Origin of the sequence: Bacillus sp. FSL K6-1006, from assembly GCF_038593175.1 — a bacterium.
Classification (GTDB): domain Bacteria; phylum Bacillota; class Bacilli; order Bacillales; family Bacillaceae; genus Bacillus; species Bacillus safensis.
Window position 1 is genome coordinate 162515 of sequence record NZ_CP151970.1, and the last position, 21619, is coordinate 184133.

At 45.0% G+C, this 21619-nt stretch carries 14 protein-coding genes, 7 tRNA genes and 3 rRNA genes; 16 read left to right on the top strand and 8 right to left on the bottom strand.

Annotated features, from left to right (window positions below; translation table 11 throughout):
* Positions 1 to 52: 52 nt before the first annotated feature.
* Positions 53 to 1111, top strand: coding sequence for a P-loop NTPase (locus NSS65_RS00945; RefSeq protein WP_326135435.1), 1059 nt, complete (start codon positions 53 to 55; stop codon positions 1109 to 1111).
* Between the two features lie 37 nt (positions 1112 to 1148).
* Here the strand turns inward: NSS65_RS00945 and gerD are convergent, their stop codons facing one another.
* Positions 1149 to 1727 carry a spore germination lipoprotein GerD gene (gene gerD / locus NSS65_RS00950; RefSeq protein ID WP_034283865.1) on the bottom strand — a complete coding sequence of 193 codons (579 nt, stop codon included), beginning with the start codon at positions 1725 to 1727 and terminating at the stop codon, positions 1149 to 1151.
* Positions 1728 to 1817: 90 nt separating this feature from the next.
* On the opposite strand from gerD, the gene NSS65_RS00955 reads away from it, so the two are divergent.
* Positions 1818 to 2420 carry a KinB-signaling pathway activation protein gene (locus tag NSS65_RS00955; protein ID WP_034283864.1) on the top strand — a complete coding sequence of 201 codons (603 nt, stop codon included), beginning with the start codon at positions 1818 to 1820 and terminating at the stop codon, positions 2418 to 2420.
* Here the strand turns inward: NSS65_RS00955 and pdaB are convergent.
* Positions 2413 to 3177, bottom strand: a complete 765-nt coding sequence (pdaB, locus tag NSS65_RS00960) for a polysaccharide deacetylase family sporulation protein PdaB (RefSeq protein WP_326135434.1) — start codon at positions 3175 to 3177, stop codon at positions 2413 to 2415. The genes NSS65_RS00955 and pdaB overlap by 8 nt on opposite strands.
* 376 nt (positions 3178 to 3553) lie before the next feature.
* Between pdaB and NSS65_RS00965 the strand changes: the two genes are divergently transcribed.
* From NSS65_RS00965 to NSS65_RS00995, 7 genes are all read left to right on the top strand, one after another.
* Positions 3554 to 5102 (top strand): 16S ribosomal RNA (locus NSS65_RS00965).
* 182 nt (positions 5103 to 5284) lie between these two features.
* Positions 5285 to 8215: ribosomal RNA gene (locus NSS65_RS00970) — 23S ribosomal RNA — on the top strand.
* Between the two features lie 61 nt (positions 8216 to 8276).
* A 5S ribosomal RNA gene (rrf, locus tag NSS65_RS00975) occupies positions 8277 to 8392 on the top strand.
* The 16S, 23S and 5S rRNA genes sit together here with 2 tRNA genes alongside, the layout of an rRNA operon.
* A 42-nt stretch (positions 8393 to 8434) precedes the next feature.
* Positions 8435 to 8509, top strand: a tRNA-Asn gene (locus NSS65_RS00980).
* A 1-nt stretch (position 8510) separates the two neighbouring features.
* Positions 8511 to 8583 (top strand) — tRNA-Thr (locus NSS65_RS00985).
* A 355-nt stretch (positions 8584 to 8938) separates the two neighbouring features.
* The gene (locus NSS65_RS00990; RefSeq protein ID WP_326134880.1) at positions 8939 to 10378 is read left to right on the top strand and encodes a SulP family inorganic anion transporter; all 1440 of its coding nucleotides are present in this window, start codon (positions 8939 to 8941) and stop codon (positions 10376 to 10378) included.
* 61 nt (positions 10379 to 10439) lie between these two features.
* On the top strand, positions 10440 to 11405 hold the full coding sequence (locus tag NSS65_RS00995) for a bile acid:sodium symporter family protein (RefSeq protein WP_034283929.1): 966 nt from the start codon (positions 10440 to 10442) through the stop codon (positions 11403 to 11405).
* Between the two features lie 43 nt (positions 11406 to 11448).
* Here NSS65_RS00995 and NSS65_RS01000 read toward each other — a convergent pair whose 3' ends face one another.
* Genes NSS65_RS01000 through murQ form a run of 6 tightly spaced genes read right to left on the bottom strand, consistent with a single transcriptional unit; the run spans position 11449 to position 19178 of the window.
* Positions 11449 to 12693, bottom strand: a complete 1245-nt coding sequence (locus NSS65_RS01000) for a DUF1343 domain-containing protein (protein ID WP_326134881.1) — start codon at positions 12691 to 12693, stop codon at positions 11449 to 11451.
* A gap of 11 nt (positions 12694 to 12704) precedes the next feature.
* Complete coding sequence (locus NSS65_RS01005) at positions 12705 to 14624, bottom strand: glycoside hydrolase family 3 protein (protein ID WP_034283924.1); 1920 nt, start codon at positions 14622 to 14624, stop codon at positions 12705 to 12707.
* Positions 14625 to 14637: 13 nt separating this feature from the next.
* The gene (gene pbp4b, locus NSS65_RS01010) at positions 14638 to 15993 is read right to left on the bottom strand and encodes a penicillin binding protein PBP4B (protein WP_034283923.1); all 1356 of its coding nucleotides are present in this window, start codon (positions 15991 to 15993) and stop codon (positions 14638 to 14640) included.
* Positions 15994 to 16006: 13 nt separating this feature from the next.
* On the bottom strand, positions 16007 to 17386 hold the full coding sequence (locus NSS65_RS01015; RefSeq protein WP_034283921.1) for a PTS transporter subunit EIIC: 1380 nt from the start codon (positions 17384 to 17386) through the stop codon (positions 16007 to 16009).
* Positions 17383 to 18252, bottom strand: coding sequence for a MurR/RpiR family transcriptional regulator (locus NSS65_RS01020; protein WP_034283920.1), 870 nt, complete (start codon positions 18250 to 18252; stop codon positions 17383 to 17385). Before NSS65_RS01020 ends, NSS65_RS01015 begins: the two co-directional genes overlap by 4 nt.
* A gap of 14 nt (positions 18253 to 18266) precedes the next feature.
* The gene (gene murQ, locus NSS65_RS01025; RefSeq protein WP_342467322.1) at positions 18267 to 19178 is read right to left on the bottom strand and encodes an N-acetylmuramic acid 6-phosphate etherase; all 912 of its coding nucleotides are present in this window, start codon (positions 19176 to 19178) and stop codon (positions 18267 to 18269) included.
* A gap of 220 nt (positions 19179 to 19398) precedes the next feature.
* Between murQ and NSS65_RS01030 the strand changes: the two genes are divergently transcribed.
* The 7 genes from NSS65_RS01030 to sigW all read left to right on the top strand — a co-directional run bounded on the left by NSS65_RS01030 (position 19399) and on the right by sigW (position 21615).
* Positions 19399 to 19473 (top strand) — tRNA-Glu (locus tag NSS65_RS01030).
* A 6-nt stretch (positions 19474 to 19479) separates the two neighbouring features.
* Positions 19480 to 19555, top strand: a tRNA-Val gene (locus NSS65_RS01035).
* A 3-nt stretch (positions 19556 to 19558) separates the two neighbouring features.
* Positions 19559 to 19631, top strand: a tRNA-Thr gene (locus NSS65_RS01040).
* Between the two features lie 28 nt (positions 19632 to 19659).
* A tRNA-Tyr gene (locus NSS65_RS01045) sits at positions 19660 to 19744 on the top strand.
* 4 nt (positions 19745 to 19748) lie between these two features.
* Positions 19749 to 19820 (top strand) — tRNA-Gln (locus tag NSS65_RS01050).
* A gap of 136 nt (positions 19821 to 19956) precedes the next feature.
* Positions 19957 to 20868 (top strand): arginase, encoded by a 912-nt coding sequence (gene rocF / locus NSS65_RS01055; RefSeq protein ID WP_024424450.1) that lies wholly within the window; start codon positions 19957 to 19959, stop codon positions 20866 to 20868.
* A gap of 183 nt (positions 20869 to 21051) precedes the next feature.
* Positions 21052 to 21615 (top strand): RNA polymerase sigma factor SigW, encoded by a 564-nt coding sequence (gene sigW, locus NSS65_RS01060; protein WP_024424449.1) that lies wholly within the window; start codon positions 21052 to 21054, stop codon positions 21613 to 21615.
* The last annotated feature ends 4 nt before the right edge of the window (positions 21616 to 21619 follow it).

Genomic DNA, 21619 nt, shown 5'->3' on the forward strand with positions numbered 1-21619 from the left:
TGTATGATATACTTGGATTGTAAACGAATTCAATAAAGGGTGAGGTTCTGCTATGATCGGACAAGATGATGTGAGAAAACTAGTTGGGAAGATGGACGAACCTTTCCTTCATATACCGCTTGGTGAGCTGGATGCCATCAAGGAAATCAGCCTAAAGCCTGAGAAAGAGCATGTGAGCCTAAAGGTGGCCATTGCTAAAACAGGCACTGCTGAGCAGATGAAGCTGCAGCAAGACATCGTACAAGCCTTGAAAGCAGCAGGCGCTAACACAGTAGGACTTCGTTTTGAGGAACTGCCTCAGGAAACACTTGAAAAGTTTATGCCATCACAAGATGAGGAAGAAACCCTGCTTAACTCTAAAAATCCGCCTGAGTTCTTAGCGATTGCGAGTGGAAAGGGCGGCGTTGGTAAATCGACTGTTTCTGTTAACCTTGCTGTAGCGCTCGCTCGTCTAGGGAAAAAAGTCGGGCTGATTGATGCTGATATTTATGGCTTTAGTGTACCGGATATGATGGGAATCACTGTCAGACCAACAGTTAAAGGGGAAAAAATTATTCCTGTGGAGCGCTTTGGTGTCAAAGTGATTTCAATGGGCTTTTTTGTTGAAGAAAATGCACCGGTTATTTGGAGAGGACCGATGCTTGGAAAAATGTTAAATAACTTCTTCCATGAAGTTGAGTGGGGAGAATTAGATTACTTACTATTAGACCTTCCGCCTGGAACGGGAGATGTAGCGCTTGATATTCATACAATGCTGCCTAGCTGTAAAGAAATCATTGTCACTACACCGCATCCAACGGCTGCCTTCGTTGCAGCAAGAGCAGGCGCAATGGCACTGCAAACAGATCATGAGGTGCTCGGGGTCGTTGAGAATATGAGCTATTATGAAAGCAAAAATACAGGTGAAAAGGAATACGTCTTTGGAAAAGGCGGCGGGGACAAGCTGGCTGAAGAGCTGCGTGTATCAGTCCTTGGCCAAATTCCTTTAAGACAGCCTGATTGGAATGAGGATGATTTCGCGCCCTCTGTCTATGATGCGAGTCATCCGACAGGAGAAGTGTATCAACACATTGCAAATAAAGTCATTGAACAATTAGCAGTGAAAGCATAATGAAAGCCCGAGTGGATGAATGCCACTCGGGTGATGTTTAACTGTCGCTTCCTTGCGATCCGGAATCACTGCTGCTTTCAGATGCTGCCTTTTTGAGCTCATCTTCGAATTTCTTCTTATAAAGAGGGCTGCTTAATGTTTCCGTAATGACTTTTTCTAAGTGTTTTCTAAACTCTTTGCTTTTTACCAATTCACCGTATTTCTTTTCCATCTCAGGATCCTTGAGAATATCCATCATCAGCTGTTGATAGTCAGGATCCTTCATTAGCTGTTTTAACATTCTTTCATGCTGTTGCTGCATGGATTTTGCGAAAGTCTCGGCAAATTTAGAATCCTCAAAGACCTTCTTCCAGAACTCTTTGCCTTTATCAGAAGTCAGTGTTTTCTCTATCGTTTTTTTCACAGTTTGTTCATCCATTACCAAAGCTTCATTCATTGCCTCGTCATTTAATAACTGTTGAATGGCCTTTTTACCGTCATCTGTCTTTAATATATCGACGACCATTTTTTTTGTTTCGTCATAGTCCATATTAGATGAGGATTGGGTTTTGGGAGCACAAGCTGTTAGAGATAAAAGAAGAAAACAGCTCATTATACGCAAGATGCCTTTTGACATACTGTGGCTCCTTTCGTTACATGTCTTACTTTTAATATGAATGTTTCACGTAAATTTATACATAACAAAAATAGGGGTTGGATCAATTCAATGAAAAGTCGGGATTTAGTTCGTTTTTTCTTCTCTGTGCTAGCTGTTGGAGCGGTCATTACAAGCGTGGTAGGCTTTGCGCTGGAGTGGGGGAAATATCAGAAGCTTTTTATATCGTTTGAAATTCTAGAGATCGCATCTGTGTTGTTTTGGTTCATTGGTGTAGGGATGATCTTTAGTGTCATTAGCCAGATGGGGTTTGTTGTCTTCTTGACGGTGCACCGGTTTGCGTTAGAGATTTTCCGGTCACATTCTTTATGGAATACCATTCAGCTGTTTCTTGTGATTTTTGTGCTGTTTGATTTAGCTTACTTGCGATTTTTGTTTTTCGGGGAGAATGATTCATTTCTTCCATACTTGTGGCTGCCTGTTTTTATCGGTGTGTTTGCATTGATCGTGGCTTATTTTAAACAGCAGCAGTCCTCTAAGAAAACATTTGTTTCTGCAATGTTTCTCATGGTTGTCATCACGTCGTTAGAATGGTTCCCGGCGCTCAGAGTCAATGAAGAGGACTGGCTGTATTTAATGCTGTTCCCGCTATTAGGCTGTAATGCGTTTCAGCTTTTAGCGATGCCGCGGTTTTCAAAAGCGAAAGCTACTTAACTTCTGATGACTTTGTTTTCGTGTTGGAGATCAGTTCGCCAACTGTCACATTTTTTAAATGCTTTTCTTTTATTTGTTTCAAAATAGCTGGTAAGGCTTGAGCGGTTTGGGTTGCTGAATCTGAGGCGTGAAGGAGAACAATGTCTCCGCTTTTCATTCGATCATTTACATTTTGAACAATTTGGTCGACACCCGGATTCAGCCAATCCTGTGAATTGATGCTGTAATGAACAACGGTATAACCGTACTGTGTGGCAATTTTCAGTGCTGTTTCGTTAAACTGTCCAGTTGGCGGTCTTAATAGTTGAATGTCATCTAGTCCAAGCTTTTGAAATGTATTTTGTGCACGGACAAGATCTTGCTTGATTTCACTATCTTCAAGCTGGCTATAATTTTTATAAGCATAGCCGAGGCTTCCAATTTGATGGCCGTCCTCCCTAATTTGTTTCACGATATCAGGATGACGCTCAGCCCAAGAAGCAGACAGAAAGAAAGTGGCGTTCTTTATACCGTACTCTCGAAGGACATTTAAAATAGGAACAGCCTTCTCATCCCCCCAGCCAATATTAAAAGTGAGAGAGACATATTTTGATGAAGTCTCTCCTTTATAAATGGCTCGGGGTCCATGTTCAGTTTTAAATACCGACAGCGGCGGTGCCTTTTGTACATAAAAAAAGGTTGCAGCTGCAAGGGCTGCTACAAGAATAATGACAACTTGCTTCAGCCGTTTAATAGGCAACACATATAATCGACTCAATTCAAACACTCCTGCCTTGTCCAAGATTGTTACTTGATTGTATGCAGGACAAGGGTTTAAGATGCTTAATAAAACTATTTCAAAAAAAGTTTCGAAAAGGCGTTGACCGATAGAATGTTTTCGTGATATATTATTAATCGTCGCTGACACACAGTGACAAACACAAAACGCTTCGGGAAATAAACTTGAAAAAAGTTGTTGACATAAGATGAAGCGAAATGTTATATTATTAAAGCCGCTAAGAACGGCGGAGATGATCTTTGAAAACTAAACAAGACAAAACGTACCTGTTAATTCGAGTTTTTATAAAAAAATCCTATGAAACTTCATAGGTAGTCAGTCAAACTGGCGAAAAGCAAAACTTCGGTTTTGTATTTTTTCGGAGAGTTTGATCCTGGCTCAGGACGAACGCTGGCGGCGTGCCTAATACATGCAAGTCGAGCGGACAGAAGGGAGCTTGCTCCCGGATGTTAGCGGCGGACGGGTGAGTAACACGTGGGTAACCTGCCTGTAAGACTGGGATAACTCCGGGAAACCGGAGCTAATACCGGATAGTTCCTTGAACCGCATGGTTCAAGGATGAAAGACGGTTTCGGCTGTCACTTACAGATGGACCCGCGGCGCATTAGCTAGTTGGTGGGGTAATGGCTCACCAAGGCGACGATGCGTAGCCGACCTGAGAGGGTGATCGGCCACACTGGGACTGAGACACGGCCCAGACTCCTACGGGAGGCAGCAGTAGGGAATCTTCCGCAATGGACGAAAGTCTGACGGAGCAACGCCGCGTGAGTGATGAAGGTTTTCGGATCGTAAAGCTCTGTTGTTAGGGAAGAACAAGTGCGAGAGTAACTGCTCGCACCTTGACGGTACCTAACCAGAAAGCCACGGCTAACTACGTGCCAGCAGCCGCGGTAATACGTAGGTGGCAAGCGTTGTCCGGAATTATTGGGCGTAAAGGGCTCGCAGGCGGTTTCTTAAGTCTGATGTGAAAGCCCCCGGCTCAACCGGGGAGGGTCATTGGAAACTGGGAAACTTGAGTGCAGAAGAGGAGAGTGGAATTCCACGTGTAGCGGTGAAATGCGTAGAGATGTGGAGGAACACCAGTGGCGAAGGCGACTCTCTGGTCTGTAACTGACGCTGAGGAGCGAAAGCGTGGGGAGCGAACAGGATTAGATACCCTGGTAGTCCACGCCGTAAACGATGAGTGCTAAGTGTTAGGGGGTTTCCGCCCCTTAGTGCTGCAGCTAACGCATTAAGCACTCCGCCTGGGGAGTACGGTCGCAAGACTGAAACTCAAAGGAATTGACGGGGGCCCGCACAAGCGGTGGAGCATGTGGTTTAATTCGAAGCAACGCGAAGAACCTTACCAGGTCTTGACATCCTCTGACAACCCTAGAGATAGGGCTTTCCCTTCGGGGACAGAGTGACAGGTGGTGCATGGTTGTCGTCAGCTCGTGTCGTGAGATGTTGGGTTAAGTCCCGCAACGAGCGCAACCCTTGATCTTAGTTGCCAGCATTCAGTTGGGCACTCTAAGGTGACTGCCGGTGACAAACCGGAGGAAGGTGGGGATGACGTCAAATCATCATGCCCCTTATGACCTGGGCTACACACGTGCTACAATGGACAGAACAAAGGGCTGCAAGACCGCAAGGTTTAGCCAATCCCATAAATCTGTTCTCAGTTCGGATCGCAGTCTGCAACTCGACTGCGTGAAGCTGGAATCGCTAGTAATCGCGGATCAGCATGCCGCGGTGAATACGTTCCCGGGCCTTGTACACACCGCCCGTCACACCACGAGAGTTTGCAACACCCGAAGTCGGTGAGGTAACCTTTATGGAGCCAGCCGCCGAAGGTGGGGCAGATGATTGGGGTGAAGTCGTAACAAGGTAGCCGTATCGGAAGGTGCGGCTGGATCACCTCCTTTCTAAGGATATATGGAGCAGCGTACGTTTTCGTCTTGTTTAGTTTTGAAGGATCATTCCTTCAAAACATGTCTCTAGCGAGACAGGATTGTTCTTTGAAAACTAGATAACAATAAGTAATACATTCACATTGAATGCAATGCAAAGTTCATCACACATAGTGATTCTTTCTAAAGTAAGAAATGGTTAAGTTAGAAAGGGCGCACGGTGGATGCCTTGGCACTAGGAGCCGATGAAGGACGGGACGAACACCGATATGCTTCGGGGAGCTGTAAGCAAGCTTTGATCCGGAGATTTCCGAATGGGGAAACCCACTGCTCGTAATGGAGTAGTATCCATACTTGAATACATAGAGTATGAGAAGGCATACCCGGGGAACTGAAACATCTAAGTACCCGGAGGAAGAGAAAGCAAATGCGATTCCCTGAGTAGCGGCGAGCGAAACGGGAACAGCCCAAACCAAGAGGCTTGCCTCTTGGGGTTGTAGGACACTCTATACGGAGTTACAAAGGAATGATATAAGCGAAGAGGTCTGGAAAGGCCCGCCAAAGAAGGTAACAGCCCTGTAACTGAAATGTCGTTCTCTCCAGAGTGGATCCTGAGTACGGCGGAACACGTGAAATTCCGTCGGAATCCGGGAGGACCATCTCCCAAGGCTAAATACTCCCTAGTGACCGATAGTGAACCAGTACCGTGAGGGAAAGGTGAAAAGCACCCCGGAAGGGGAGTGAAATAGATCCTGAAACCGTGTGCCTACAAGTAGTCAGAGCCCGTTAACGGGTGATGGCGTGCCTTTTGTAGAATGAACCGGCGAGTTACGATCCCGTGCAAGGTTAAGCAGAAGATGCGGAGCCGCAGCGAAAGCGAGTCTGAATAGGGCGCATGAGTACGTGGTCGTAGACCCGAAACCAGGTGATCTACCCATGTCCAGGGTGAAGTTCAGGTAACACTGAATGGAGGCCCGAACCCACGCACGTTGAAAAGTGCGGGGATGAGGTGTGGGTAGGGGTGAAATGCCAATCGAACCTGGAGATAGCTGGTTCTCTCCGAAATAGCTTTAGGGCTAGCCTCAAGGTAAGAGTCTCGGAGGTAGAGCACTGATTGGACTAGGGGCCCCTACCGGGTTACCGAATTCAGTCAAACTCCGAATGCCGATGACTTATCCTTGGGAGTCAGACTGCGAGTGATAAGATCCGTAGTCGAAAGGGAAACAGCCCAGACCGCCAGCTAAGGTCCCAAAGTATACGTTAAGTGGAAAAGGATGTGGAGTTGCTTAGACAACCAGGATGTTGGCTTAGAAGCAGCCACCATTTAAAGAGTGCGTAATAGCTCACTGGTCGAGTGACTCTGCGCCGAAAATGTACCGGGGCTAAACGTATCACCGAAGCTGCGGACTGTTCTTACGAACAGTGGTAGGAGAGCGTTCTAAGGGCTGTGAAGCCAGACCGGAAGGACTGGTGGAGCGCTTAGAAGTGAGAATGCCGGTATGAGTAGCGAAAGACGGGTGAGAATCCCGTCCACCGAATGCCTAAGGTTTCCTGAGGAAGGCTCGTCCGCTCAGGGTTAGTCGGGACCTAAGCCGAGGCCGAAAGGCGTAGGCGATGGACAACAGGTTGATATTCCTGTACCACCTCCTCACCATTTGAGCAATGGGGGGACGCAGGAGGATAGGGTAAGCGCGGTATTGGATATCCGCGTCCAAGCAGTTAGGCTGGGAAATAGGCAAATCCGTTTCCCGTAAAGGCTGAGCTGTGATGGCGAGCGAAATTTAGTAGCGAAGTTCCTGATTCCACACTGCCAAGAAAAGCCTCTAGCGAGGTGAGAGGTGCCCGTACCGCAAACCGACACAGGTAGGCGAGGAGAGAATCCTAAGGTGATCGAGAGAACTCTCGTTAAGGAACTCGGCAAAATGACCCCGTAACTTCGGGAGAAGGGGTGCTTCTTAGGGTGTTAAAGCCCCGAGAAGCCGCAGTGAATAGGCCCAGGCGACTGTTTAGCAAAAACACAGGTCTCTGCGAAGCCGTAAGGCGAAGTATAGGGGCTGACGCCTGCCCGGTGCTGGAAGGTTAAGAGGAGCGCTTAGCGTAAGCGAAGGTGCGAATTGAAGCCCCAGTAAACGGCGGCCGTAACTATAACGGTCCTAAGGTAGCGAAATTCCTTGTCGGGTAAGTTCCGACCCGCACGAAAGGCGCAACGATCTGGGCACTGTCTCAACGAGAGACTCGGTGAAATTATAGTACCTGTGAAGATGCAGGTTACCCGCGACAGGACGGAAAGACCCCGTGGAGCTTTACTGCAGCCTGATATTGAATGTTGGTACAGCTTGTACAGGATAGGTAGGAGCCTTGGAAACCGGAGCGCTAGCTTCGGTGGAGGCATCGGTGGGATACTACCCTGGCTGTATTGACCTTCTAACCCGCTGCCCTTATCGGGCAGGGAGACAGTGTCAGGTGGGCAGTTTGACTGGGGCGGTCGCCTCCTAAAATGTAACGGAGGCGCCCAAAGGTTCCCTCAGAATGGTTGGAAATCATTCGCAGAGTGTAAAGGCACAAGGGAGCTTGACTGCGAGACCTACAAGTCGAGCAGGGACGAAAGTCGGGCTTAGTGATCCGGTGGTTCCGCATGGAAGGGCCATCGCTCAACGGATAAAAGCTACCCCGGGGATAACAGGCTTATCTCCCCCAAGAGTCCACATCGACGGGGAGGTTTGGCACCTCGATGTCGGCTCATCGCATCCTGGGGCTGTAGTCGGTCCCAAGGGTTGGGCTGTTCGCCCATTAAAGCGGTACGCGAGCTGGGTTCAGAACGTCGTGAGACAGTTCGGTCCCTATCCGTCGCGGGCGCAGGAAATTTGAGAGGAGCTGTCCTTAGTACGAGAGGACCGGGATGGACGCACCGCTGGTGTACCAGTTGTTCTGCCAAGGGCATCGCTGGGTAGCTATGTGCGGACGGGATAAGTGCTGAAAGCATCTAAGCATGAAGCCCCCCTCAAGATGAGATTTCCCATTCCGCAAGGAAGTAAGATCCCTGAAAGATGATCAGGTTGATAGGTCTGAGGTGGAAGCGTGGTGACACGTGGAGCTGACAGATACTAATAGATCGAGGACTTAACCTATATTCTAATGTGAAGCATGAACATTGTTATCTAGTTTTGAGAGAACATTCTCTCCATCAGGTTTGGTGGCGATAGCGAAGAGGTCACACCCGTTCCCATACCGAACACGGAAGTTAAGCTCTTCAGCGCCGATGGTAGTTGGGGGTTTCCCCCTGTGAGAGTAGGACGCCGCCAAGCTTTTTGTTTATATCCTTCCAATGGAAGAAGTTACTTTATCATTCCGCAGTAGCTCAGTGGTAGAGCTATCGGCTGTTAACCGATCGGTCGTAGGTTCGAGTCCTACCTGCGGAGCCATGCTTCCATAGCTCAGTAGGTAGAGCACTTCCATGGTAAGGAAGAGGTCAGCGGTTCGAGCCCGCTTGGAAGCTTTCCTCTATATGTTGATATGACAAGGTTTCTCGATGATGAGAAGGCTTTTTTTGTTTGTTTACATATATATTGAACTGCTCGATGATCAGTAGACTGATGACTTTAGGAAAGCGAATAAAACGGCTTGCACAGCATTGTTGCATCGCTTTTTTACTTATCTCCTTCTTTTTGATCTTGATTCTTCAGTCTCTTTCTTTTATTCTTACTAAAGTGCTATCCTCTATATCAAAAGACTCTGTACGTTCCTCTTTTCCCCCGAAAGTGAAGTATCGTTTGTTTTTCCTTTCTTCATCTCCAGGTATAGTTGATCTTCTTTTTCCATGTACGGAATGTATATAAAAAGGAGTAGATGGTTTGAAAGATTTATTTGTAAAGCAAGAATGGTTTGGACATGTACGTCAGGACGTTCTTGCGGGTATATTAGTCGCACTGGCTTTAATTCCTGAAGCCATTGCGTTTTCGATTATTGCGGGCGTTGATCCGAAAGTCGGGTTGTATGCATCGTTTTGTATTGCGATTGTGATTTCGTTTGTTGGTGGACGCCCAGGCATGATTTCGGCTGCAACAGGGGCTATGGCTCTCGTCATGGTTCACTTGGTTGCTGATCATGGGTTGCAATATTTGTTTGCAGCTACGATTTTGACGGGTTTGATTCAAATTGTGTTCGGATTGTGCCGAGTATCTCGTTTGATGAAATTTATTCCGAGGTCCGTCATGGTTGGCTTTGTCAATGCGTTGGCTATTATGATCTTCATGGCTCAGCTTCCACATTTCGTTGGGGAATCATTAGCCATGTATATGATGACAGGTGGTGCCCTGCTGATCATTTATTTATTGCCTATGGTGATAAAGGTGATACCTTCCCCACTCATTGCCATTATTGTAATGACGATATTGGCTGTATTTGGACATATTGATGTTAGAACAGTTGGAGATATGGGAGAGCTTCCAAGTTCTTTGCCTGTTTTTCTGATTCCTCAAGTTCCGTTTAGTTGGGAAACACTTGCTATCATTTTTCCTTATTCTTTAGCACTTGCGATGGTTGGTTTACTTGAGTCTCTTTTAACCGCACAGATTGTCGATGATATGACAGAGACGTCTAGTAATAAGAACAAGGAAGCGAGAGGTCAAGGGATTGCTAATGTGGTTGCAGGATTCTTTGGTGGTATGGCTGGCTGCGCGATGATTGGTCAATCTGTGATTAATACGAAGGCAGGTGGACGAGGCCGGCTTTCTACCTTTGTAGCGGGTGCTTTTTTAATGGTGCTGATTTTTGTACTAGGTGATGTTGTGGTTCAAATTCCGATGGCTGCTCTAGTGGCTGTGATGTTCATGGTTTCCATTGGCACATTTGATTGGAGTTCTTTTCAGCAGCTAAAAAAGAATCCGAAAACAGATTCTATTGTGATGGTTGTCACGGTCGTGACGGTGGTGTTGACTCATGATTTATCAAAAGGCGTTTTTGCAGGTGTGCTGCTTAGTGCGGTGTTCTTTGTCGCAAAGATATCGAAGCTTCATATTACTTCTAAAGAAAGCCAGGCAGGTACTTGGGTATATCGAGTTAAAGGGCAAATTTTCTTTGCTTCTGTCACGGACTTGATCCAAGCTTTCCATCAGGGGAAAGATCTCCAATCTGTTGTGATTGATTTGTCTGAAGCGCGTATATGGGATGAATCAGGCGTAGCAGCGATAGAACGTATAAAGGAGAGGTATCAAGCAAATGGCGTCCAGGTGGACGTAGTTGGAATGGATACATCAAGTCGAAAGCTTGTGAAACAAGTGAATGGTTCTTAAAAAGGCCTTTCTGTCTGTTACAATAGAGAAGGAAAGAAAGTGAAGGATGGAGGTGGCCGGCATGCTTGTGCGTTTGAATCAAGTGCTCGGCCGGATGATGCCGCTCATTACACCTTTTAGTGTGTTACTCGGTGTTTTATTGGCGGCCTATTTAAAAGATTTTACGTTTTTAGTGCCATGGGTATTTGCTGTTATGACCTTTGCTGGGAGCTTGTCTTCAACTTTTTCAGCGTTAAAGCATACGGTGATGCACCCATTGCCTTTGATTTTATCGTTTATGATTTTGCACGTGTTGATGCCTCTTTATGCTTGGTCAGCGGGACATCTCATATTTGCGGGTGATGCCATGACGATCACCGGTTTGACACTTGCAATGGTGATTCCCACAGGAGTTTCTAGTTTGATATGGGCGGCAATGTATAAAGGGAATGTTGGGTTAACGTTATCCATTATTTTAATTGATACATTGCTTTCGCCATTGATTGTGCCAGCCAGTTTGTCACTTTTGGCCGGTACACAGGTTCATATGGACATGGTCGCGATCATGAAAGGGCTGTTTGGGATGGTGGTGCTTCCATCTATTTTAGGGATGCTCGTTCGTCAATATGCAAAGCCTGCTGTGACAAAAATGATTAGTCAGACACTGTCACCTTTTTCAAAAATAGGCTTGTTTGTAGTGGTGTCGATTAACAGTTCTGTTGTTGCGCCATACTTGCGTGAACTGGATGCCGCATTTTTTAGCAAGGCAGCGACTGTGTTTCTCATTGCGATGAGCGGATATGCGTTTGCATGGTTGATTGGAAAGACGATGAAATGTACTCAAGGAGAGATTGTGGCTATCGTGTATACGGGCGGTATGAGAAACATTAGTGCGGGGGCTGTGCTTGCCATTAGCTTTTTCCCGCCTGCTGTCGCTGTTCCTGTGGTGATTGGCATGCTGTTTCAGCAAGTGCTTGCTGCCTTGTTTGGTTTCTTACTCAATCGTTTTGAGCTGAAAGCACCTGCTGTGACCAAATCTTTCTCATGAAAAAAACCTCCATCCTTTGATAGATGGAGGTTTTTTCTGTGATTTAATAGATGAGATATTTTTTTCGTTTCTTTTCGAATGTTTTGAGGTCGTGATGATAGCGTTTCATCATATGTTTGACGGAAGTTCCTTTAATGATTTCTTCTTTCATCCAGCCATTCCCGATGAGTTTGTCAAAGCTGCCTGTTTGAAGGAACTCAAAGTCATTAGGGTATAAATCATGTATTTCTTTGATGATGGATAACCCCGTTTTCACCGCTTCGAAGGATGAGCGGTCTGTGACATATAACTGCACACCATGAGATAGTGTACCGGCATGTTTAGAAAATGTGGGGGTGAATGACACAGGTCTAAATTGAACGCCTTTTAGTTTTAGCTGATTTAAGTGATCTGCCAGCTCGCTGCTATTGATATATGGTGCACCAATGAGCTCGAATGGTTTTGTCGTTCCTCTGCCTTCAGAGACATTTGTGCCTTCAATTAACCCTGTGGCAGGATATACAAAGGTACTATCCACTGTTGGCATGTTAGGAGAAGGAAGGACGAACGGCAGCTTTGTATCATCGAATGTCATGGACCGCTTCCAATTTTTCATTTTGATGACTGTTACATCAGCATTGATATGAAACTCTTTGTTAAACAGTTTTGCAAGCTCACCAGTAGTCATTCCATGTCTTAATGGGATGGGATAGAGCCCTACAAATGAGGCGTGTTCAGGCTCTAAAACAGGTCCTTCTACTTTTAGTCCGCCAATGGGATTTGGGCGGTCTAGGACAACAAAGGGAATGTTGTTTTCTTTAGCGGCTTCCATCGCATAGGCCATCGTGTAAATATAGGTGTAATAACGAGTACCAACGTCTTGAATATCAAACAGCAGGACATCTACATTTTTCAGCATTTCAGGAGTTGGTTTTCTTGTTTTTCCATAAAGAGAGTAAACAGGAAGCCCTGTTTTTTCATCGGTATAGGATTCGACGCCTTCTCCTGCTTGTGCATCGCCGCGTACGCCGTGTTCAGGTCCATATAAAGCAGTGAGCTTGATATTTGGATGTTCAAATAGGAGATCGACACTGCTTTTCATATTTGCATCGATGCCAGTCGGGTTTGTAATGAGACCAACTCTTTTCCCTTTTAGCCATGAAAGATTGCTTGAGAGTAGTGTTTCGATCCCTGTTTTGACTGATGCTTTTTTCCCTTTTGTGACTGTTCGTTCTTCTGCGGGAGAGGCAGCGGTCAATGTGCTCATCATGAGAAAGCTTGCGAGTATGAAACTGACTGTTTTCTTCAAGAGAATCCCTCCTATTTGATCTGTTTCCCTTTCAAGTTGAGGCCATAGCCGAATGGGTAAAGGGTTTGATTTGGATGAGTGACAGATGGGATATCAACTGGCAGTTTCCCTTTAGGTGATGCAGCTCCAAATATCACTTCTAGTCCAGCAGGAATATTTGGCTGATTGAATTGTCCGTTTGAGTAGCCTTTAAAACCGTACACAGCTAGTAAGGCATCGGCTTCTTCAAAATTTGCCGCATCATAAGGATTTCTAAGACTCATGATGACCATTTTTTTGTTTTGTGCTGCTGCTTCTTTCATGACAGCACGAGGGAAGGCGGTTGCCCATTTTTTCGGATCCTGGACATTGTCATCAATTACGCCATCATTCACTGCTGGATCATTTTGGACAACGTAAGAGCCAGTGATGACATAGTCAGCTTCTTGAATCAGTTTGGCTGTATCTTTGGTGAACGTTTTATCCGCAAAAGCATATGACTGGATGCTTACAGACTTGATCTTTTTTTGTTTCATGAGAGATTCGACTGTGACAGACATTGCTTTTGTCTGATCTTCGTAAGGTGCCATGACCACGATTTTGTCATTCTTTTTAGGCTTGAAAGGTAAGGTTTTTTTGTTGTTTTTAAGCAGGGTGATCCCTTCACGTGCCATTTTTTGTTCTGCTTTAAGGTGCGACTTTTTCCCAACGACTTGAGTGGCTTTTTTGATTTTTTTCTCAAGATTGATTGGTTTTTTGGAGGAAATAATGCCGCGTTTGATTTTCAATTGAAGATTTTTTTCGACAGATTCGTTGATCTGCGACATCGGAATCTCTTTCTTTAAAATCGCTTGTTTGACAGCATTGAATACATTCTCTAGGTTTTTCTCTGTTTTTAATGAGGTGACTGGTGCTGGCATGAGAGCGATGTCGACGCCTGCTTTAATGGCCATCACGACGGCTTCTTCCTGTCCGAAATTATCTGCAATCGCTTTCATATTTAGAGCGTCTGTCACAACAACACCTTGAAAGCCCATCTCTTCTTTTAATAAGTGTGTGATGACTTTTTTTGATAAGGTTGCTGGAACCATGATGTCCTCGCCATCTTTTTTGCTTCGATACGTTGTGTCATCAATGGCAGGAAATTGCACATGAGCGGTCATGACCATATCTGCACCAGCATTGATCGCTTGTTGGAACGGATACAGCTCAACCTTTTTTAAACGATCTAGGTCATGCTCTACGAGCGGCAAGCCGTAGTGACTATCGACGGCAGTATCACCATGTCCCGGGAAATGTTTTAGTGTGGAAATGGTCTTTTCCTTTTGAAGTCCTTTCATGGTTTGAAGGCCAAGTATAGAGACAAGAGCAGGATCAGAGCTAAAGGAACGGACACCAATGACGGGGTTGTTTGGGTTATTATTCACATCAAGCACAGGAGAGAAGTTTGTATTGATGCCTAAGGCGTTTAATTCTTTTCCGATGATTTTTCCTGTGTCATATGCATTTTTTTTGCTTCTAGAGGCACCAATCGACATATTTCCTGGGAAATGTGTTCCCTTTTGTAACCTTGTGACGATTCCGCCTTCTTGATCAATGGAAATGAGTAAAGGAATGTTTGGTGATGCTTTTTGAAATTCATGGGTGAGTTTCACGGTTTGTTTTGTATCAACGACATTCTCGGCAAATAAGATGACACCGCCTAGATGATATTTTTCTACAAGGTGAGATACTTCGTTATTCATCTTTGTGAAGCCTGTAGGTGCGGATTCATCTTTTGTTTGCCAGTTGCGAAAGTCCGGCATGAGCATTTGACCTATCTTTTCATCCAGTGACATGTCTTGAACCATTTGTTTAGCGGTTGGCAGAGAGGCAGAGCTAACCTTTTCCGTTGGAATGGAAGAGGTTAGCAGGGCTAAAACCAGTGCAGCGGGGAAGAGAGCTTTCAACATCGAATTCCTCCTTTTACTGAAAAGATTCGTAGATTGCGGTCATGATGCTTCCATAAGTACCAGTTGGGAACAGGTCGCCTTCAAATTGATTAGGATTTGTTTCTGGTGAAACAACGGGTGAATGTTTCTTATTCGTCAGCAACACGACACCTAAATTGTGTTTAGGATCAATCAACGTCATGGTGCCGGTCCAGCCAGTATGCCCATAGGCTTCGTTACTTGCATATTTTCCAAACATCCATTCCATGTCAGTATGACCGTTTTTTCGCCAGCCTAGCCCGTAAGTTGGGTTCGTATCAGATGAGGCTGTAAAGAGATCGATAGAAGCCTGATCAAAGATGGTTGTTTTTCCATAGCCTCCTTTATTAAGCATCAGCTGAAGCAGCACGGCCATATCTGAGGTATTCGAGAAAAGTCCAGCGTGGCCGGAGATACCTGCCATTGAGTAATATGCTTTCTCGTCGTGTACTTCACCTAGCAGGGTGTACCGTCGGATGTTTTCAAAATCGATGACACCGTCTCGTGAATTGCCTAAACGTTCAGTTGCTGCAAAATGCTTCGGCTTGAACCCTTTTTGCAGCGGATTGAACATTGTATGTTTGAGACCTAGCGGCCGATAAATCGTTGACTCGACATATTGATCAAGAGGCATGCCTGTTTTCTTCTCGATGATCATGCCTAGCAGCATGTAATCAATGTCACTATAAATGTGCTGGGTACCTGGCTTGTATTGCAGCGGTATCTTTGGCAGCCATTTCATCGTTGTTTTTCTGTCTTGAGAATAAAAAGAGCCAGCTGTTTCTTTGCTATAAAATAAGACACTGGAAGGGAGACCCGCAGAATGGGTGAGAAGATCTTTTACCCTGAGCTGGTCTTTACCGGTTACTTTTGCATCAGGTTCATCCTGAAAATCTGGAAGGATGGTCTGTATTTTTTCGTTGACATCAAGTTTTTTCTCGTAGACAAGCTTTTGCAGGGCATAGTTGGTCGCATACATTTTTGTATTGGATGCCAGATCGAATAGTGTATCCTTTTTCATTTTTTTATACGATTTGAGCTCTGTTGTGCCATCGTATTTTTGCCGGTAGCCATAGGCTTTTTGATGGACGATTCTTCCGTCCTTGATAATGATGAGAGCGGCTCCTGGAAATCCTGCTTTGATGTCATTTTGAATCATTTGATCAACCTTCCTCAGCTGCCTGGAAGAAACACCTACTTGTTCCGGTCGTTTTGCTTTTTTTAAAACGGGATATTCTTCAGGTGCTGTTTTAGACAAAGACGATACAGGATGGGAGCTAGTTGCAAATGTTTGTACTGGTAACCCAAGGAGCATGAGCAGACATGTGATCAAAAGAAAACATTTCTTCAAGGTCTAAACCTCCTTATTGATTGTGATCCTCGAATTCAACAGCCATATCATCATGAAATCCAAATAAGTATGTGAAGAAAAATCCAGCAACATATGCGATAAATAGTCCAATTAAGTAAAGAAGCATTTGATGTGTGTTAACAATAAAGGTTAATGGAAGACCGGATACCCCGATGGCTTTCGTCGCAATTTGGAAGTAGGCTTGAAATGCGCCGCCGATTCCTGCACCAAGACAAGCGGTGAGAAATGGTCGTCCCAGCGGGAGTGTGACACCGAAAATGAGTGGTTCGCCAATGCCCAGCATCCCTGAAGGAAGTCCGCCAGCGATGGCTCTTTTGAGCTTTTTCTTTTTTGTTTTCATATAAATGGCGAATGCAGCGCCGACCTGTCCTGCACCGCCCATAGCGAGAATTGGCAGAAGCGGGTCATCTCCAATTGAATTGATGAGTTCCATATGAATCGGTGTCAGCCCTTGGTGAAGTCCTGTTACAACAAGTGGGAGGAAGGTAGCACCAAGAACAAATCCTGCGAAAATTCCGCCCATATTCAATAGATAAGTCAGTCCTGAGGTGATGGCATCAGATATAAATCCGCCGACTGGCATGAAGACAACGTACGTGAAAATACCTGTAATGAGCAGTGTGATGGTTGGTGTGACGATGATATCAAGTGATTGCGGGACGAAGCGTCTAATTCGGGTTTCCACAAGTGCCATAAAGATGGCGGCTAGAAGAACACCGATGAGTCCGCCTCTGCCTGGTAGAATATTTGTGCCAAATAACATAATGTCTGCGGAGGCTGGGTTAATAATGAGGATACCAGCTAATGCGCCTAATGCAGGAGAGCCTCCAAATTCCTTTGCGGCATTTGTTCCGACTAATATCCCGAGATAAGCGAAAAGTCCAGAACCGATAACCGTTAAAATAATCGCAGCTTGAGATTTTTCGTCAAGCCAGCCTGCTTGCACGATTGCTTTTGTTATTCCGGTAATCAGACCTGAGGCAACTAGTGCCGGAATAATTGGAATGAAAATGCTGGCAATCCGACGTAAGAACAGCTTGAACGGTGTGCGGTTCTTTTGTGAAATGGCTTGCTTGTTTTTTTGTGCTTCGTTGTTTAAATCATAAGAGCCAGAGGCATTTAGCAGCTCTTCAAACGCACTTGATACTTGGTTGACAACGCCAGTGCCTAAAATGATTTGAAGCGTTTCTGCTTCGACGACGCCAATGACGCCATCGAGTTCTTTGATTGCTGTGACGTGAACTTTTTCATTGTCCATCGGTGTAATTCGGAGCCTTGTCATACAATGTGTATGGGAAGAGATATTTTCAGAACCACCACAGAGTGAAAGAATGTCTTTCGCCAACTGCTGATATTTCTTTTGATGACTCATGTTGAATCCCCCTTTGATTTTCGTTTCATGGAGCGGATGGCATGCCTTGTCTTGTCAATATATTGGGCTGTCTCTTCATATTGACGAGAAGCTAAACTGAGGAACAAGACATCAATTAAGTAGAGCTGTGCCATTCTAGAGGAAGTGGCAGCACTGCGAAAAGGTGCTTCATTGGAACCGGACGTCGATAGGTGAACATCACATAAAGCAGAAACGCTTGTATGACCTGGATGTGTTAAAGCAATGGTTTTCACTTGGTTGTCTTTTGCAAGCTGAAGGGCTTGAATGATGTCTAACGTTTCTCCTGAAAAGGAGATACCAAACACAATGTCATTCTCTCCCGCATTTGCAATGACCGTAGATGCAATGTGCATGTCAGTGAAGGCTGTCGCTGCATAGTTAATTCTGAGAAATTTCTGCTGGGCATCAGCTGCGACGATGCCAGATGCACCAACACCGATAAAATGAATTTGGTTTGCATGCAGCAGTAATTGAACAGCCTTTTCTAAAGCATCTGCATTTAAAATAGAAGCGGTGTCCTTAATCGATTGAATCGAGTTTCCTGCTGTTTTTTGAATAATGGATTGAAGCGGTTCATCTTGTTCGATATCTCTGTAGCCTTGTTTATCGTCATGCATCAAGTCTCCAGCGATCCGCATTTTTAAATCGTGATAGCCATCCAGCCCGAGAGATTTACAAAGGCGGATGACTGCAGAGCTGCTTGCGCCGGCTGCCTGACTGATTTCGTGTACTGTACTTTTAATGACTTTGTCAGGATGGGCAAGGATATAGTCTGCAATGATTTTTTCAGATTGGGGAAGCTTTGATTTGATTGTGTGTAGTAGGGTAAGTCCACCTGCTGACATGAGCTCTGCCTCCTTTAGGATTGATAACGTGAGATCGCTTTGTCGATGTGGCCATTCGTTTTGTTGAGTAAATCTTTGGCTGTTTTCTTGTCTGTGTTTGTTTGGAGCATGACGATGGCCGTTTTGACTTCTAAGTCTGCTGCTTCAAGAGTCTTCACGGCTTGTTCGTAGGAAGCGTTTGTCACATGTTGAATGATGGTGATGGCGCGTTCTTTTAATTTATGATTGCTGACTTTTACATCAACCATCAGGTTTTCATATACTTTGCCTTGTCTAATCATGACAGACGTGGAAAGCATATTTAAAATCATTTTATGAGCGGATGCTGCTTTCATTCTTGTTGACCCAGTGATGGCTTCTGGTCCTACAATGACCTCAATGGCGCAATCTGCAAGCTCGCTAATTTCTGCTTGTTCATTGCAGCTGAGTGCTACTGTTTTAGCTCCAATCGACTTTGCATAGTTTAAAGCGCCGATGATATAAGGTGTCCTGCCGCTTGCGGCAATACCGACGACTGTATCTTTTGATGTCAGGTGGATGTGTACTAAATCCTGTTTGCCGGCTTCTTCACTGTCTTCCACATCTTCGGCAGCTTGAGAAAAAGCTGAGTCTCCGCCTGCCATGATGCCAACAATGACATCAGGTGAGACGCTATAGGTTGGGGGACATTCGACAGCATCCATTACGCCAATTCTGCCGCTTGTTCCGGCGCCTAAATAAATGAGTCTGCCTCCATTTGAGATGGATTCATAAGCAAAGTCACTTGCTGTTTTGACATGTGGAAGTACATGGTTGACTGCTTGAGCGACCTTCATATCTTCTTCATTGATCATCTGGAGTATTTCAAGCGGATCTGCTTGAGAAATTCCCATTGTGTTGGGGTTTCTTGATTCTGTTGTCAAAGAACGCAGTTGAGATGGCTGCATGTGACATACCTCCTTATTTCTTCATTTTCAGTATATTGAGTATGATATGAAATTTCAATATTATATTTTAATATTGAAATTATATTTCAGTCAAATTGTTGAACGAATAGGGAGTAAATAGTTAGAAAATAAAAAAAATAAAAATCCCCTTTACAAAAGGGGGACAACCTGTATATAATAACTTTTGTCAGCTTCACGGAAACAACAAACTTGACAAACTGGCCCGTTGGTCAAGCGGTTAAGACACCGCCCTTTCACGGCGGTAACACGGGTTCGAATCCCGTACGGGTCACCATGATGTGGAGGATTAGCTCAGCTGGGAGAGCATCTGCCTTACAAGCAGAGGGTCGGCGGTTCGAGCCCGTCATCCTCCACCATATGCCGGTGTAGCTCAACTGGTAGAGCAACTGACTTGTAATCAGTAGGTTGGGGGTTCAAGTCCTCTTGCCGGCACTGTTTTTTCTTTATCAATTCCATATGTGGAGGGGTAGCGAAGTGGCTAAACGCGGCGGACTGTAAATCCGCTCCCTCCGGGTTCGGCGGTTCGAATCCGTCCCCCTCCACCATTTTTGGGCTATAGCCAAGCGGTAAGGCAACGGACTTTGACTCCGTCATGCGTTGGTTCGAATCCAGCTAGCCCAGTTAAGACACCTTTTTGAAAAAGGTGTTTTTTTTTATGTTGGCAGAGGGACTGTATAACTATTCAAAATGTTGTCGAGTTGAGTCAGAAGGCATCAAGAAAGTAAAATATAAGCATGAACGGAAAGGGGATGTACATATGGGAGAGCAAAAGAAGGTCACGATTATTGGAGTTCCAATGGACTTGGGTCAAACAAGAAGGGGCGTCGATATGGGCCCGAGTGCGATTCGTTGTGCAGGCGTAAAAGAAAAATTGGAAACGCTCTCATTTGATGTGGAGGATCTTGGAGATATTCCAGTTGAACAAAGAGATGATGAGAAAGGTTTATATACAAGTGAAAAGCTGAAAAATTTGACGGAGAATGCTGGTGCAAATCAACTGCTTGCTGAGAAGGTTGACAGTATTGTGCAATCTGGTTCGTTTCCGCTCATTTTAGGCGGTGATCACAGCATTGCGATTGGCACACTTGCTGGGGTAGCCAAGCATTATGAAAACTTAGGTGTCATTTGGTATGATGCACACGGGGATTTGAATACGGAGGAAACCTCTCCTTCTGGAAATATTCATGGCATGCCGCTTGCTGTCAGTCTCGGTTTTGGGCATGCAGATTTAACGAACATTGGCGGTTATTCGCCTAAATTGAAGCCTGAAAATGTCGTTATAATTGGTGCTCGATCCTTAGATGAAGGAGAACGGGCATTGATTCGGGAAAAAGGTATTAAGGTGTATACGATGCATGAAATTGATCGTTTAGGGATGACAAGGGTGATGGAGGAAGCCATTGCCTATCTAAAGGAAAGAACAGATGGTGTCCATCTGTCGCTTGATTTAGATGGATTAGATCCAGCGGAATGCCCTGGTGTAGGTACTCCGGTTGCAGGCGGCATTAGTTACCGGGAGAGTCATCTCGCAATGGAGCTTTTAGAGGAGGCGGGTATTTTAACGTCTGCTGAATTTGTTGAAGTAAATCCGGTATTAGATGAGAAAAACAAAACAGCAGAAGCGGCTGTTGCGTTAATTGGATCGTTAATGGGTGAAAAGCTATTGTAGAGCGGGACTTGTTCCCGTTCTTTTTTGTTTTGGGAAAATTTAAGGATATGTTAAGGTTTTTACCGGTTGATAAGCGTAACACACTGTCAAAAATTTGTTACACTATTTTTTAGAGGAGAATGAAACCTTTTGGAAAGAGGTTCGTATACATAAAGACCGGTGAAGGCAGAGGTTGAATATACTATGGACACAATGATTAAAAAGAGAATTAAGCAAGTGAAAAAAGGCGACCAGAACGCATTTGCAGACATCGTAGACCTGTATAAAGACAAAATTTATCAGCTGTGCTACCGTATGCTTGGGAATGCACACGAAGCGGAGGATATTGCGCAGGAGGCGTTTATTCGTGCCTATGTGAATATCGAAAGCTTTGATGTGAATCGTAAGTTTTCCACGTGGCTGTACCGCATTGCAACCAACCTGACCATCGACCGTATTCGCAAAAAAAAGCCGGATTATTATTTAGATGCAGAGGTGGCAGGAACAGAAGGATTAAATATGTATTCTCAAATTGCTGCTGATGGCATTTTGCCAGAGGATGAGGTGGTGTCTCTTGAATTATCGAGTACCATTCAGCAAAAAATTCTAAGGTTACCCGACAAATATCGTTCGGTCATCGTATTAAAGTATATTGATGAACTCTCGTTAAAAGAAATAAGTGAGATTCTGAATATACCAGTTGGTACGGTGAAAACGAGAATACACAGGGGTAGAGAGGCTCTCCGGAAACAGTTGAGAGACCTTTGAGTGA